This is a genomic window from Bulleidia sp. zg-1013 (assembly GCF_019798045.1).
Classification (GTDB): Bacteria; Bacillota_I; Bacilli_A; order Erysipelotrichales; family Erysipelotrichaceae; genus Bulleidia.
The window spans coordinates 1-13,510 of sequence record NZ_JAGXEX010000005.1 but is presented as its reverse complement, the minus strand read 5'-3'; the positions used below and the strand labels follow the sequence as shown (position 1 = coordinate 13,510).

Below are 13,510 nucleotides of genomic sequence, written 5' to 3'. Positions count from 1 at the left end.
GGAGGAAAACAATGAGTCAATACCAAAATTTAGACAAACGTGTGCCCATTGCCTTGGATAATATTTCTTTAGTTCAAGATTTGGACAAATGTAAGAATTGTACTTTATGTCGAAGAGCATGTGCTAACGATGCTGGTGTTATGGATTACTACGATTTAACAACGAATGGGGATAAGCCAATTTGTATCAACTGTGGGCAATGTGCGGTGGCTTGTCCATTTGATTGCATTAATGAACGCTCTGAGCTTGCGGAAGTAAAGAACGCTATTGCGGATCCGAAGAAAGTGGTTGTCTTTCAAACAGCACCTGCAGTTCGTGTTGGTGTGGGTGAAGAATTTGGCATGGAATATGGTTCTTTCGTGGAAGGAAAGGTCGTTACAGCGCTTCGCCGATTGGGGGCGGATTATGTCTTAGACACCAACTTTGGGGCGGACATGACCATTATGGAAGAAGCTTCGGAGTTGATTGACCGTCTAACCGGTGGTGATAAGGCTTTACCTCAATTTACTAGTTGTTGTCCGGCGTGGGTGAAGTTTGCGGAAACATTTTATCCAGAATTGATTCCTCATTTATCTTCAGCAAAAAGTCCTATTTTAATGGAGGCGGCCGCTCAAAAGACTTATTTTGCGGAAAAGCACCAAATCAATCCAAGTCAAATGGTAACGGTTTGTGTGACCCCATGTACGGCTAAGAAAGCGGAAATTCGTCGCCCGGAAATGAATGGTTCAGCACATTATTGGAATATCGATCCATTAAGAGATGGTGATTTATGTATTACAGTGCGTGAATTGGCGAAGTGGATTCGCGAAGAGGAAATGGATTTCGTAAATTTAGAAGAAGGTAAGTTTGATCATTTAATGGGAGAAGCCTCCGGTGGTGGTATTATCTTTGGTAACACAGGTGGTGTTATGGAAGCGGCTATGCGTTCGGCTTATAAGTTTATGACTAATGAAAATGCCCCTTTAACACTAATCCCATTTGAAGAAATTCGTGGTTTAAAAGGGGTAAAGGAAGCGGATGTACAAATTGGTGATTGTACATTACACGTAGCAGCGATTTCAGGAACAGGAAACTTTCGTAAATTTTACTTGGAAATGAAAGAATCAGGTAAGCATTACGACTTTATTGAGGTGATGGCTTGTCCCGGTGGTTGTATTGGCGGTGGCGGTATGCCAAGAGTGAAGATGCCAAAGGTGATGGCTGCGAAACAAGCACGAATTGATTCTTTATACAAGCGAGATGGGGAAGTGGTGATTAAAGCAGCACAAGATAACCCGGAAATCCAAAAGATTTACGATGAATTCTTTACAGCACCAATGAGTGAAAAAGCGCATCATTTATTACATACAGAAAGTTATGTGGATCGTTCAAGTGATTTAGGACCGAATGGAGCTTGTACACCTGAAACCTGTCCAACCTCTGTCGCTAACCTGAAGAAACAAGCTTTAGAAGCAAAAAAATAGGTTTATGCGAAAAAGATTGAATAAAGAAGATTGGTCAACGATACCAGTGATTTTCAAACATTAAGAAATGAGGATATTGAAGAAATTTTTCAGTAGTATGAAGAAAGGGAAGAGGATTTAAATCATTATGAGCAATCCGGTTTAGCTTTGCTTGAAAAGCTAAAAAGGAAATTCTTTAAAAATAGGAGAGTGTATGAAACTAGGAATCATTGGAGCAATGGATGTGGAGGTTCAAGCCATCTTACAAAATTGTGTTTCTTTGCGAGAGTATGAAATAGGTCACTTTAAGATTTACACAGGTAAGATTGGCAATCAAGAAGTCGTGGTTATGAAGTGTGGTATTGGTAAAGTAAATGCGGCGATTGGTACCCAAATCATGCTGGATCGTTTTGCGGTGGATGCGGTATTGAATACAGGTATTGCCGGTGGTATTCATCCTGACTTAAAGGTGGGCGACATGGTTGTCAGTTCAAAAGTAGCTCATCATGATGTGAATGTAACAAACTTTGGTTATAAACAAGGTCAGCTTCCCCAACTTCCCTTATGGTTTGAAGCGGATAGAGCACTCATTCATTTGGTACAAAAGGTTAAGAGTTTACGCCTTGGACCAATTGTTTCGGGGGATCAATTCATTTGCGAAAATGAGGTAAAAAAATCTTTATGGGAACGATTTGAACCATTATGTACAGAAATGGAAGGGGCTTCGATTGCCCAAACTTGTTACTTAAATAAAGTTCCATTTGTGATTGTTAGAGCCATTTCAGATCAAGCGGATGCACAGGGTTCAATCATCTATGAACAATTTGAAGAGCAAGTAGCGAAAGAATGTGCTGAACTTGTTTTAAAGATAGCTAGTCAATTAGGAGGGCAGAATGTCTTACAATAAAGCGTATTTCCAAGAGGCCTTGGATTTCATCCATTCCAAAACCGATATGGTGCCGGAGATGGCTTTGATTTTAGGCTCCGGTTTAGCAACTTTGGTAACACAATTAGAAAATACAGTCACAATTTCGTATAAGGATATTCCCGGTTTTTTACAAACAACCAATCCGGCGCATAAGGGAGAGTTGATTTTTGGGCTATTAAACGGCAAAAAAGTGGTCTGTATGGTCGGGCGTTTTCATTCTTATGAAGGTTTTTCTTTTCCTGAATTGGTTATTCCCGTGCGTCTATTGAAGCTATTGGGAATTCATACTCTGATTACGACTAATGCGGCAGGGGCAGTGAACTTGGACTATAAACCGGGGGATGTGATGATGATTAAGGATCATTTGTTCTTTGGTATTGAAAGTCCGATGAAGGGCTTGAATGAAGAAGAGTTTGGACCTCGTTTCTATGATGTTTCAAAATTGTATACACCTGAATTGAGAGAGAAAGCGAAGGAAGTGGCGAGCCATTCAAATTTGACTTTCCATGAAGGAAATTATTTCTTTATGCAAGGGCCTCATTTTGAGACGCCGGCAGAAATTAGAGCCATTCGTATTTTAGGTGGGGATACGGTTGGTATGTCTACAGTAACGGAAACATTAACTGCCGGGCATTGTGGTTTAAAGGTATTGAGTTTCTCGGTTTGTACGAATATGGCAGCCGGTATTTTAGGCCAACCTTTATCGGATGAAGAAGTTAATGAGGTAGGAAAAAAGATAGCGAAAGATTTTGCGGCTTATATGCGTGAGTTAGTGGGTGAATTGTAAAATCCACTTTTTTGTGGTTTGGCTGATAAATTGGTAATGATAGAATAGAGTTATGTGGAAAGAAGTGGATTTAATTCTTATTGGAACTTTCATTTGTCTATCAATTTCCAGTTTTTTCTTATTGGTAGCGTTGGTGAAAATCATTTTGCAACCAAGGAAAAGAAAATGGAAACGGGAATTTCGGCAGTGTTTTTTAGTGACAGTATTATTCACTTCTTTTTTAGTGTCACAATATTGGCCCGGAAAAATTGAAACGGTGGAAACAGCACCAATCATTTCAATACCAAAATATGAGGGAAAAGCTGTGGTGGAGGTAAACCATAATATTCCTTATTTTTCAAAGGCAGATTTACGGCAAAAACCCTTTGAAGTCTATCAGCCTTTAGATGTACTCGGTAGAGCGAGAATGGGCTATGCGCTATTAGGACCTGAAACGTTACCAAAAGCGGAAAGGGAGTCTATTGGTATGGTGAAGCCAAGTGGTTGGCGAATTTCTAAATATGATTTTATTGATGGTAAGTATTTGTATAATCGTTGTCATTTGATTGCTTATGAATTAAGTGGGCAAAATGCGAATGAGTTGAATTTGATTACGGGTACAAGGCAGTTAAATGTGGAAGGGATGTTGCCATATGAGAATAAGGTGACAGCATACATTCGTAAAACGGGTCATCATGTGTTGTATCGAGTACGCCCTTTATATGAGGGAAATGAATTGGTGGCAAGGGGTGTTTTAATGGAGGCTCGTTCGATTGAAGATGGTGGCATGGGCATTCATTTTTGTGTGTTCTGTTTCAATATACAAAAAGGTGTTCGGATTGATTATCAAACGGGGAAAAATGGCTTAAATAGAAGCTTTGCTTAAGATAAAAAATACTTTATAATGAAAAATAGTAAAGGGAGGTTTAAACTCATGAAATTGAATAAATTGATGGTTATGGCGGCATCGCTTGTTTTATTGGCAGGATGTAGCTCTAAAAAGGCTGTTTACAAGGCTGGTACTTATGAAGGTAAGGCAGTTGGTCGTAATGGCGATGTGGTTGTTTCAGTAACGGTATCTGACACAGCTATTACAAAGGTTGAGTTGAAGGAACATAAGGAAACAGCCGGTCTTTCTGATGCGGCTATCAAGGATATTCCAGAAGCTATTGTTAAGAAGAATTCAACTGAAGTGGATGGTGCTTCCGGTGCCACAATCACTTCAAATGCGATTAAGGAAGCTGTTAAAGCTGCTTTGGCTAAAGCAAAAGCTAAGTAAACATAGTGCAAAAACTATGTTTTTTAATACTTAAAGTTCTTGTTTGAAATAATTTAGTTTGTTTAAAATTGAGGTTTCTTTCACAGTTTGAAAAACTGATTTCACTACTATATATAATTAACTAGTGCCGAAGTCTTAAAAGTTGATATAGTGTTTGATAAAAAATGAAAGAATTATTAAGAAAATAATATTAAATAAAGAGCTATAATACTTGATTTTCTTCCTTCAACAAGCCATGATTCTAAATAAAAGCTATTCATTTTTACAAAAAACATACATTAAAAAGTAGATAAGGGATAAAAAATAGGCTATATCTATTGAAATTGGTACAAAAAGTTGGGTAAAATGGACGTAGATTAAGGAGGCCAATAAATTATGGCAGAACAAGTAACCAAGAAAACTTTAGCTGAAGGAATTGCAGCTGAATATGAAGTATCTAAGAAAGACGCAAACGAATTAGTCAATTTTGTATTTGATCAAATCACAACAGCTATCAAGAAAGGTGAAGAAGTTTCTATCAACGGTTTTGGTAAGTTTGTTGTTGTTGAGAAAGCGGCTCGTGAAGGCTTAAACCCAGCTACTGGTGAAAAGATTAAGATTAAAGCTTCTAAGGCTCCTAAGTTCAAGGCATCTAAGACTTTGAAAGACTTAGTAAACAACAAATAAGTTTAGTAGAACTCCTGCGGGAGTTTTTTTGTTGGCAGAATGAATATATGCTAAAGTATGTATAGTTTTAGGGAATAAGGAGTTTATATGCAAACAAAATCAGAAACATTACGTTTTATTGTATTGACTTTTTTTGTAGCCATTGAATTACTATTGGCTTTAACTCCACTTGGTTATTTAAATGTAGGAGTTATTTCCATCACTTTAATGCACTTACCTGTTATTTTAGCGGGCGTATTTATGGGCAAGAAAGAAGGAGCAACCATTGGTTTCGTGTTTGGTTTAGCCAGTTTTCTAAGAGCTACTTTTGCGCCAAACTTAACGAGCTTTTGTTTCACACCATTTTATTCCATAGGTCAGATTCAAGGTAATTTTTATAGTTTACTAATTTGTTTTGGACCAAGAATTTTCTTGGGTTGGTTAGCTGGCTTCTTAAATGATTTAGGAAAAGAGCGTTTTCCTGAATTGCCTTGGATGATGGTTTTATCTATTATTTGCACCTTTATGCACAGCATCAGTGTTATGAGTTTAATTTGGTTATTCTTCGGTACTGCTTTTGCGAGTGTTGTGGGTGTTAGTGTTGGCGCTGTAATCGTATCTGTTCTTGTTAGTAATGGACTATTAGAAATGGTAGTGGCCGGTATTATCATTCCTTTTGTCTATCATGCTTTAAAACCAATTCGCGAAAAAATGAATATTTAAAAAAGGCAGAAGCCTTTAGTTTTCAATATAAACACGTTTCATGATAACGGGATGTGTTGGTTTATCTTGGAAACCGGTTGGTGTCATTGCAATTTCATCCACAACGTCCATACCATCCACCACCTTACCAAAAGCGGCGTAATTTCCATCTAGGTATGGAGCATCAGCGTGCATGATAAAGAATTGTGAACTAGCAGAGTTTGGATTTTGCGCACGAGCCATGGAGATAACCCCACGCTTATGAGCCAATGGATTTTGAATACCATTGCTGGTAAATTCACCAATAATATTCTCATCAGAACCACCCATACCATTACCAAGCGGATCGCCACCTTGAATCATAAAACCGGGGATAATGCGATGAAAGCCTAAACCATCATAGAAACCTTTCTTAACTAGGTTTTCAAAGTTTTCTACTGTCTTAGGGGCAGCACTTGAATCCAATTCAATTTTAATTAGACCACCATTATCCATTTCAATAACAATCATTTTCATTTCTCCTTTTGACTATCATTATACACAATTCTCAAAATTGCAATGCACATATGATAATGATAAAATACATAAGATATTGAGGTGAGTGGTATGGCTTTTATTTGGAATGTTTTTAAAGCTGTTTTATATGGAATTATGCAGGGTATTACGGAATGGTTACCTATTAGTTCAACTGGTCATTTAATTTTAATGGAAAATTTCTTACCATTAAATGTTTACGCAGATCCAGCTATGAATATAGCTTTTTGGAATTTATTCAAAGTGGTCATTCAATTTGGCAGTATCTTAGCGGTTATTTTGTTGTATTGGAAAAAATTAACCTATCCAAAAAAGGCGAGTCCAGAAAAGAAAAAGAGAACACAACGTCTATGGTTATTAGTTATGATTGCTTCTATTCCATTGGTGCTTGGGGTTGTGCTTGATCATTTAGTTGATACGGTGTTGAGTAGTTCCTATGTGATTGCGACTACATTAGTTATATATGGTATTCTCTTTATCTGGATGGAACATCGTGAACATGATGTGATGATTGACCGTATTGGTTATATTATGCCCAAAGATGCCCTTTCGGTGGGTTTATTCCAATTACTGGCGGTTGTACCCGGTACCAGTCGTTCTGGGGCAACCATCTTTGGGGCAACATGGATGGGCTTTGACCGTAAGACAGCTACGGAATTTAGTTTCTTTATGGCTATTCCGGCGATGTTTGGAGCTTCTTTATTAAAGATGGTTAAAGCGAAAATTGCTTTTAGCTGGAGTGCAATATTTGTCTTGTTGATTGGTGTTGTTGTTAGCTTTTTAGTTTCAATTGTTGCGATTCAACATTTATTAAAATACATTCGCAAGCATGATTTTACCATCTTTGGTATCTATCGCATTATTTTGGGTGTGATTGTGCTTGTCTTTAGTTTGATTGGATTTATTCATTAAGCATCGGAGAGGATGCTTTTTTAATTCTTTGGTATAGTGGTGTCAGAGGTGATTATAGAATGAAAAAATGGTTTATTTTTGTATTATTGTTTGGTGTGTTTCTAAGTGGTTGTGCCACAACCATAAATAATAATAACCATACCGGTTATACATCCATTTCACAAGAAAAAGCAATTGAAATGATGAAGACTTTGAAAGATTACCAAATCGTTGATGTACGTCGAGAAGATGAATTTAAAGAAGGTCATATTGAAGGAGCGGTTTTAATTCCAAATGAAAGCATCCAAAATGAAGCACCAAAGGAATTAAGTCGAAAGGATCAAACCATTTTTGTATATTGTCGAAGTGGAAATAGAAGCCGTCAAGCTGCGAAAAAGTTAGCTGCTTTAGGTTATACAAAAGTTTATGAAATGGGTGGAATTGGAACTTGGCCGGGGAAAATTGTTCGTTAATTGGAAAAAAAGATTTGACAAAAGAAAATTAACCAGTACAATTCTACATATACAGCGATGAAGAGAAGAGTAGCTGGAAGCTAATTGTCTTAGAGAGTCCCGGCAGCTGAAAAGGGAACAAGGAATGTCTAGTGAATATGGTCTTGGAGCTTTGTTGCCGATAGTTAGGCATCAACGGGATGTCCCGTTATAGACAAGGGGTATGTTGGTACTCTATGAGGTATATATTGTGAGATATATACGAATTAAGGTGGTAACACGTGATGATACATCTCGTCCTTATTGTTAGGGCGGGATTTTTTGTATGGATAGAAAGGAAAGATAGAAATGATTGAAATTAAAAATGTCAGTAAAACATTTGCAACTAAATCCGATAGTATCCACGCTGTTGAAGATGTTACTTTAAACATTCAAGAGGGAGAAATATTTGGTATCATTGGCTATTCAGGAGCTGGTAAAAGTACACTAGTTCGTTTAATCAATCAGCTTGAGAAACAAACTTCCGGTGAAATTTGGATTGATGGTGTGAATATTGGCGAACTAAATAAAAAAGATTTAAACAAACAACGTCAAAGCATTGGTATGATTTTTCAGCACTTTAATCTTCTTTGGAGCAGAACAGTACAAAAGAATATTGAACTTCCCTTAGAACTGGCCGGTATGGATAAAGAAGAAAGAAAGAAAAAAGTGAAAGAACTGATTGAACTTGTTGGTCTAAGTGGTCGGGAAAATTTTTATCCAAGTGAATTATCCGGTGGTCAGAAACAGAGGGTAGGTATCGCCAGAGCCTTAGCCAATCGACCTAAAATTCTTCTTTGTGATGAAGCCACTTCCGCTTTGGATCCCGAAACAACAGAACAGATTTTATCTTTACTAAGAGAAATTAATCAAAAGCTTCATTTAACGATTGTGATGATCACTCATCAAATGGAAGTAGTCCAAAAGGTTTGTCACAGAATGGCTGTAATGGAAGAAGGTAAAATTGTGGAACTGGGTTTGGTAGAAGATTTATTTTCTCGTCCGAAACACGCAGTCACACGAAAGTTTGTTCAGAATATTGAAGCTGATCAATCGATTGAAGATTTAGCAAAAAGCTTAAAAAGTCGTTATCCAGATGGGCAATTATTACGAGTATCTTTCACCGGTAATAATGCGGATCAGCCAATTATTATTCATGCGGCTAGAAAAGTCCTATTTGATGTTTCTATCGTAGAATCGAATATTTCTCAATCCGCTAGTGGACCGATGGGTGTTACTTATATTCATCTGAGTAAGGGAAATAAAGAAGACTACGAAAAATTTGTGAAAACATTGGTGGAAAGCAATGTGGGAGTGGAGGTGCTATCATGATGACAACAACGGTGAATATAGAACAGCTTCAAACGGCTGTTAGGGAAACATTATATATGACCTTTTTCTCGTTAACCATGGCAGTTATTTTAGGTTTAGTGATTGGAATACTTCTTTACTGTACGCAAAGCGATGGACTCTTTCCAAATCGGATGATGAACCGATTCGTCGATGCAATTGTGAATATTCTTCGAGCAATCCCATTTATTATCTTATTGATATTGGTCATTCCATTAACGAAGCTATTGGTGGGTAGTATGCTAGGAGCTAAGGCGGCTCTTCCATCTTTGATATTAGCTTCAGCACCCTTCTTTGCTCGAATGTGCGTCATCGCCTTTCAAGAAGTGGATAAGGGAACAATTGAAGCAAGTAAAGCTATGGGAGCAACCAACTGGCAAATTATCACAAAAGTTTTACTGCCAGAATCCTTACCAGCCATTGTTTCAGGAATAACCGTTACCGGTATTTCTTTAATTTCTTATACTGCCATGGCGGGGGCAATTGGAGCAGGGGGTCTTGGAAGCCTTGCGTACTTATATGGATTTGCAAGAAGAAATGGGTCTGTCTTATACACATCAACAGCTATTATTATTGTGATTGTCCTTGCGATACAATGGCTGGGTGATTTTATTGTAAAACGTATTGATAAACGATAAAGGAGAGAATGATTTTGAAAAAGTTTATTAAAGTAGCTGCTATTTCTGTATTAGCATTGGGCTTAGTGGCTTGTGGTAACAACGCAAAGAAAACCACGGAAAAAAATGAAAAACTAAAAGTAATCGCTACTGCGAATCCACATGGTGAGATTTTAGAAAAGGCGAAAGCGATTTTAAAAGAGAAATATGGAATTGAATTAGATGTTTCAATTACCGATGACTATTACATTCCCAATGAAGCGGTGTCTAGTAGTAATGCGGATGCGAACTTCTTCCAACACGTTCCTTTCTTTGATAATGAAAAGAAAACGAATGGCTATAAGATTGCAAATGTTGGTGGGGTGCATATCGAACCATTTGGTCTTTATTCGAAGACAATTAAGAAGGTCAGTGATGTGAAGGATGGTGCAACGGTGATTGTATCGAATTCCGTAGCCGACAATGGTCGTATTTTAGCGATTTTAAACAGTGCCGGTTTAGTGAAATTGCCAGAAAATGCGAATGTTCTAACAACAACAATTGCGGATATTAAGAATGATACAAGCAATCCGAAGCATTTGAAGTTTAAAGAAGTAAAACCGGAATTATTAGCAACTGCTTATGCGAATGGTGAAGGAGATTTAGTGGCTATCAATGGTAATTATGCAATTTCTTCCGGTTTAAATCCTGGCAAAGATGCTTTAATTTTAGAAAAAGCCGATGCGAAGAATCCTTATGTGAATATCATTGCTTGTCAAGAAGGTCATGAAAACGATAAGAAGATTAAGGCTTTAGTAGAGGTTTTACAATCAAAAGAAATGAAGGATTTTATCAAGTCGAAGTGGTCAGATGGTTCGGTTATTCCAACGGAATAGAAATTCATTGAAAAGAGGGTGAAGAACCTTCTTTTTTTTGTTATATTAGTTCTATTAAAGAGGAAAATAGGATGGCAGATAAGATTATTGTTTTGGATTTTGGCAGTCAGTACAATCAGTTGATTTCCCGTCGTGTTCGTGAATTTGGGGTGTATTCAGAATTGCACCCAGGAGATATGCGATTAAGCGATATTTTAGCAATGGAAGATGTGAAAGGGATTATTTTCTCGGGTGGTCCTAATTCGGTGTATGAAGATGGTTCTTTGAAGTGTGATCCAGCTATTTTTACATCTGGTCTTCCTATTTTGGGAATTTGTTATGGAATGCAGATGATACACCAAATGTTAGGTGGGGAAGTAAAAGGTTCTGATAAAAAGGAGTATGGTCGAACAGAGGTTATCTTTGATACAAATAATGCTTTATTAAAGGGTTTGCCTGAAAAACAAACAGTTTGGATGAGCCATGGTGACCAGGTGGTTAAATTGGCTGATGGTTTTGTGGGTATGGGACAAAGTACCACTTGCCCCTCAGTTGCTTCAATGAATGAAGAAAGAAAGATTTATACACTTCAATTTCATCCTGAAGTTCGTCATAGTGAATATGGCTTGGATATACTGAAAAACTTTGTGTTTGGTGTATGTGAAGTGAAAGCGAATTGGTCGATGAAGAACTTTATTGCACAACAGATAGATGAAATTCGTGCTAAAGTTGGCAAAGATAAGGTGTTATTGGCTTTGTCTGGTGGTGTGGATTCTTCGGTTGTGGCAGCTTTATTGCATAAGGCGATCGGTGATCAGCTTTATTGTATGTTTATTGATCATGGCTTATTACGTAAGAAAGAGGCGGACTCAGTCATGGAAACCTTCGTAAAGAATATGAGTATTCATCTGACAAAGGTGGATGCTTCTAAGCGTTTCATGAATAAGTTAAAAGGTGTATCGGATCCAGAACAAAAGCGTAAGATTATTGGCAATGAGTTTGTGTATACATTTCAAGATGAGGTACAAAAGTTACTAAAGGGTGTGGATATTCATTGGTTGGCACAAGGGACTTTGTATACGGATGTGATTGAGTCAGGCACAAAGACGGCACAAACGATTAAGTCACATCATAATGTGGGTGGTTTGCCAGAAGATTTGAATTTCCAATTGATTGAACCCTTGAATAAATTATTCAAGGATGAGGTGCGTGCTTTGGGAACAGAACTTGGTTTACCGGAGGAAATGGTGTGGAGACAACCGTTTCCAGGACCCGGCTTGGGAATTCGTGTGCTGGGCGAAATTAGTGAAGAGAAGTTGGAAATTGTGCGTGATTCGGATTTGATTCTTCGGGAAGAGATTCAAAAGGCTGGTCTACAAAGAGATATTTGGCAGTATTTTACTTGTTTGCCAAATATTCGATCGGTTGGTGTCATGGGGGATCAGAGGACGTATGATTATACGGTTGTTATTCGCGCTGTAACTTCGATTGATGGTATGACAGCGGATTGGGCGCGTATTCCTTATGATGTTCTTGATCGTATTTCAACACGTATTGTGAACGAAGTGAAGCATGTAAATCGAGTGGCCTTAGATATTACATCTAAACCTCCGGGGACAATAGAGTGGGAATGACAGAATCGAAAATGTTACTGTCGCGAAACCGTTGAAAACATCGGGTTTTAGCGATATGCAAAAACAAAAAACTCTTGAGTGATGCTATTTTGATACTAAAAACCTGAAAAAACAGGTCTGAAAAGGAGTTGTTGAATTTAGTAAGTTTCACGAGTGATACTTATTGACCGAAGGGCAATAAGGTAGGTAAAAGTTTATAAAAGCCTTCCATCGTTTTGATGTGACCCCCCAAAGTTAGACTTTTTTAGCGTAGCAGTTTATATGGCTGCCACGCATTTTTATGCAGCTAAGAGACTTTGCCTGTATTGTACAGGACTCATCCATCCCAGTTTTTCTTTAATTCTTTGTTCGTTGTAATACTTAATGTATCGTACAATTTCTGACTTTAATTCTTCATAGCTATAGTAAACAACGCCATAATAGATTTCTTGCTTAAGCAGACCAAAGAAGTTTTCCATAACAGAGTTGTCATGACAGTTTCCTTTGCGTGACATACTTTGAAAGATTCTATTTTCCTTAAGGCGATGAGAGTATGCCTTCATCTGATATGCCCGGCCTTGATCAGAGTGGAATGTTCTTCGATATTGGCAATCGGATGTTATTGCAATAGCCTGTTCCAATGCATTCATGACGTTCTTGGCTGAAGGACATTTATCAATCCCATAACTTAGGATTTCGCCATTACACATATCCATAAATGAATCCAGGTAAAGCTTATGCATTGTCATACGTCCCTTAGAATCTATTTCATAGTACTTAAACTCCGTAGTATCTGTTGTAATCTTCTGATGAGGGATATATGTGTTAAATCGTCTCCTTATGCGATTAGGAGCAACCGTTCCAACTTTACCTTTGTACGAACTGTATTTACGGCTTTTTCGAGTGAAAGAAGTAACCTGTAAACCAAGCTTCTGCATTATACGTTGTACTTTCTTTTTGTTTACACAGTAGCCTTGATTTCTTAATTCTCCAACCACTCGACGATAACCATAATCCTTGTGAGTCTCTCTGATTTCAAGAATCTTCTCTTCGATTTCTTTGTCAGGGTTTTCCCTATTGAATCTTTTCTGCCGGTACATATATGTTGCTTTAGGCATACCTGTATAAGAGAGAAGGTCTGTTAGTTTGAATTCTCCTCGGAGGCTGTTGATGACGAGTGCCGTTCTCTCATTTTTGTTTCGTCCTCTAAACGCAGCCTCCTCAGTTCTTTTAAAAAGGCATTCTCAATTCTTAGTTTAAGAAGTTCATCCTCTAATTCTTTGACATGTTCTGCACTTGTATCAACTATTCTTTCTTCCGCTTCCTGAGCTTTAATATCTATCTTAGATTTATCCAATGTTTTCTTTCGACCTTTCTTGCGAGATTTCAAAGCATCAG

Annotated in this window: 15 protein-coding genes, 1 pseudogene and 1 other annotated feature; of the genes and pseudogenes, 13 read left to right on the top strand and 3 right to left on the bottom strand. The window is 37.7% G+C overall.

Annotation, left to right across the window (positions count from 1 at the left end):
* The first annotated feature begins 11 nt into the window (after window positions 1–11).
* The 7 genes from K7I92_RS04775 to K7I92_RS04745 all read left to right on the top strand — a co-directional run bounded on the left by K7I92_RS04775 (window position 12) and on the right by K7I92_RS04745 (window position 5,783).
* Window positions 12–1,463: a [FeFe] hydrogenase, group A gene (locus tag K7I92_RS04775; RefSeq protein WP_220282268.1), complete on the top strand. Its 1,452-nt coding sequence runs from the start codon at window positions 12–14 to the stop codon at window positions 1,461–1,463.
* Between the two features lie 193 nt (window positions 1,464–1,656).
* Entirely contained in the window at window positions 1,657–2,349 is a 693-nt protein-coding gene (locus K7I92_RS04770; RefSeq protein WP_220282267.1) for a 5'-methylthioadenosine/adenosylhomocysteine nucleosidase, read from the top strand.
* Window positions 2,336–3,157: a purine-nucleoside phosphorylase gene (locus K7I92_RS04765; RefSeq protein WP_220282266.1), complete on the top strand. Its 822-nt coding sequence runs from the start codon at window positions 2,336–2,338 to the stop codon at window positions 3,155–3,157. Before K7I92_RS04770 ends, K7I92_RS04765 begins: the two co-directional genes overlap by 14 nt.
* A 52-nt stretch (window positions 3,158–3,209) precedes the next feature.
* Window positions 3,210–4,022 (top strand): DNA/RNA non-specific endonuclease, encoded by an 813-nt coding sequence (locus K7I92_RS04760; RefSeq protein ID WP_220282265.1) that lies wholly within the window; start codon window positions 3,210–3,212, stop codon window positions 4,020–4,022.
* A 48-nt stretch (window positions 4,023–4,070) separates the two neighbouring features.
* The gene (locus K7I92_RS04755) at window positions 4,071–4,415 is read left to right on the top strand and encodes an FMN-binding protein (protein WP_220282264.1); all 345 of its coding nucleotides are present in this window, start codon (window positions 4,071–4,073) and stop codon (window positions 4,413–4,415) included.
* Between the two features lie 375 nt (window positions 4,416–4,790).
* Window positions 4,791–5,081, top strand: coding sequence for an HU family DNA-binding protein (locus tag K7I92_RS04750; RefSeq protein WP_220282263.1), 291 nt, complete (start codon window positions 4,791–4,793; stop codon window positions 5,079–5,081).
* Between the two features lie 87 nt (window positions 5,082–5,168).
* The gene (locus tag K7I92_RS04745; protein WP_203244825.1) at window positions 5,169–5,783 is read left to right on the top strand and encodes an ECF transporter S component; all 615 of its coding nucleotides are present in this window, start codon (window positions 5,169–5,171) and stop codon (window positions 5,781–5,783) included.
* A gap of 15 nt (window positions 5,784–5,798) precedes the next feature.
* Here K7I92_RS04745 and K7I92_RS04740 read toward each other — a convergent pair whose 3' ends face one another.
* Complete coding sequence (locus K7I92_RS04740; RefSeq protein ID WP_220282262.1) at window positions 5,799–6,272, bottom strand: peptidylprolyl isomerase; 474 nt, start codon at window positions 6,270–6,272, stop codon at window positions 5,799–5,801.
* Window positions 6,273–6,368: 96 nt separating this feature from the next.
* Between K7I92_RS04740 and K7I92_RS04735 the strand changes: the two genes are divergently transcribed.
* From K7I92_RS04735 to guaA, 6 genes are all read left to right on the top strand, one after another.
* Window positions 6,369–7,208: an undecaprenyl-diphosphate phosphatase gene (locus K7I92_RS04735; protein ID WP_222150664.1), complete on the top strand. Its 840-nt coding sequence runs from the start codon at window positions 6,369–6,371 to the stop codon at window positions 7,206–7,208.
* Between the two features lie 59 nt (window positions 7,209–7,267).
* The gene (locus K7I92_RS04730) at window positions 7,268–7,660 is read left to right on the top strand and encodes a rhodanese-like domain-containing protein (protein WP_203244822.1); all 393 of its coding nucleotides are present in this window, start codon (window positions 7,268–7,270) and stop codon (window positions 7,658–7,660) included.
* A gap of 48 nt (window positions 7,661–7,708) precedes the next feature.
* Window positions 7,709–7,944, top strand: a binding site (T-box leader).
* Between the two features lie 43 nt (window positions 7,945–7,987).
* Complete coding sequence (locus K7I92_RS04725) at window positions 7,988–9,010, top strand: methionine ABC transporter ATP-binding protein (protein WP_220282261.1); 1,023 nt, start codon at window positions 7,988–7,990, stop codon at window positions 9,008–9,010.
* Window positions 9,010–9,666: a methionine ABC transporter permease gene (locus K7I92_RS04720; protein WP_222150670.1), complete on the top strand. Its 657-nt coding sequence runs from the start codon at window positions 9,010–9,012 to the stop codon at window positions 9,664–9,666. The genes K7I92_RS04725 and K7I92_RS04720 overlap by 1 nt, the downstream gene beginning before the upstream one ends.
* An 8-nt stretch (window positions 9,667–9,674) precedes the next feature.
* Complete coding sequence (locus K7I92_RS04715; protein WP_220282259.1) at window positions 9,675–10,520, top strand: MetQ/NlpA family ABC transporter substrate-binding protein; 846 nt, start codon at window positions 9,675–9,677, stop codon at window positions 10,518–10,520.
* 71 nt (window positions 10,521–10,591) lie between these two features.
* Window positions 10,592–12,133 (top strand): glutamine-hydrolyzing GMP synthase, encoded by a 1,542-nt coding sequence (gene guaA / locus K7I92_RS04710; protein ID WP_220282258.1) that lies wholly within the window; start codon window positions 10,592–10,594, stop codon window positions 12,131–12,133.
* A 278-nt stretch (window positions 12,134–12,411) separates the two neighbouring features.
* Here the strand turns inward: guaA and K7I92_RS04705 are convergent, their stop codons facing one another.
* Together K7I92_RS04705 and K7I92_RS04700 are read right to left on the bottom strand one after the other, a co-directional pair.
* Entirely contained in the window at window positions 12,412–13,284 is an 873-nt protein-coding gene (locus K7I92_RS04705; RefSeq protein WP_370627446.1) for an IS3 family transposase, read from the bottom strand.
* Window positions 13,254–13,510, bottom strand: a pseudogene (locus K7I92_RS04700) (hypothetical protein); the annotation flags it as partial. The gene K7I92_RS04705 and the pseudogene K7I92_RS04700, both read right to left, overlap by 31 nt.

Excerpts from the sequence above, each read along its gene's own strand:
- K7I92_RS04755 (WP_220282264.1), top strand. The coding sequence starts at position 4,071 with ATGAAATTGAATAAATTGATGGTTATGGCGGCATCGCTTGTTTTATTG.
- K7I92_RS04750 (WP_220282263.1), top strand. The coding sequence starts at position 4,791 with ATGGCAGAACAAGTAACCAAGAAAACTTTAGCTGAAGGAATTGCAGCT.
- K7I92_RS04770 (WP_220282267.1), top strand. The coding sequence starts at position 1,657 with ATGAAACTAGGAATCATTGGAGCAATGGATGTGGAGGTTCAAGCCATC.
- K7I92_RS04730 (WP_203244822.1), top strand. The coding sequence starts at position 7,268 with ATGAAAAAATGGTTTATTTTTGTATTATTGTTTGGTGTGTTTCTAAGT.
- K7I92_RS04745 (WP_203244825.1), top strand. The coding sequence starts at position 5,169 with ATGCAAACAAAATCAGAAACATTACGTTTTATTGTATTGACTTTTTTT.
- K7I92_RS04720 (WP_222150670.1), top strand. The coding sequence starts at position 9,010 with ATGACAACAACGGTGAATATAGAACAGCTTCAAACGGCTGTTAGGGAA.
- K7I92_RS04735 (WP_222150664.1), top strand. The coding sequence starts at position 6,369 with ATGGCTTTTATTTGGAATGTTTTTAAAGCTGTTTTATATGGAATTATG.
- K7I92_RS04775 (WP_220282268.1), top strand. The coding sequence starts at position 12 with ATGAGTCAATACCAAAATTTAGACAAACGTGTGCCCATTGCCTTGGAT.
- K7I92_RS04765 (WP_220282266.1), top strand. The coding sequence starts at position 2,336 with ATGTCTTACAATAAAGCGTATTTCCAAGAGGCCTTGGATTTCATCCAT.
- K7I92_RS04760 (WP_220282265.1), top strand. The coding sequence starts at position 3,210 with ATGTGGAAAGAAGTGGATTTAATTCTTATTGGAACTTTCATTTGTCTA.
- K7I92_RS04740 (WP_220282262.1), bottom strand. The coding sequence starts at position 6,272 with ATGATTGTTATTGAAATGGATAATGGTGGTCTAATTAAAATTGAATTG.
- K7I92_RS04725 (WP_220282261.1), top strand. The coding sequence starts at position 7,988 with ATGATTGAAATTAAAAATGTCAGTAAAACATTTGCAACTAAATCCGAT.
- K7I92_RS04715 (WP_220282259.1), top strand. The coding sequence starts at position 9,675 with ATGATTTTGAAAAAGTTTATTAAAGTAGCTGCTATTTCTGTATTAGCA.
- guaA (WP_220282258.1), top strand. The coding sequence starts at position 10,592 with ATGGCAGATAAGATTATTGTTTTGGATTTTGGCAGTCAGTACAATCAG.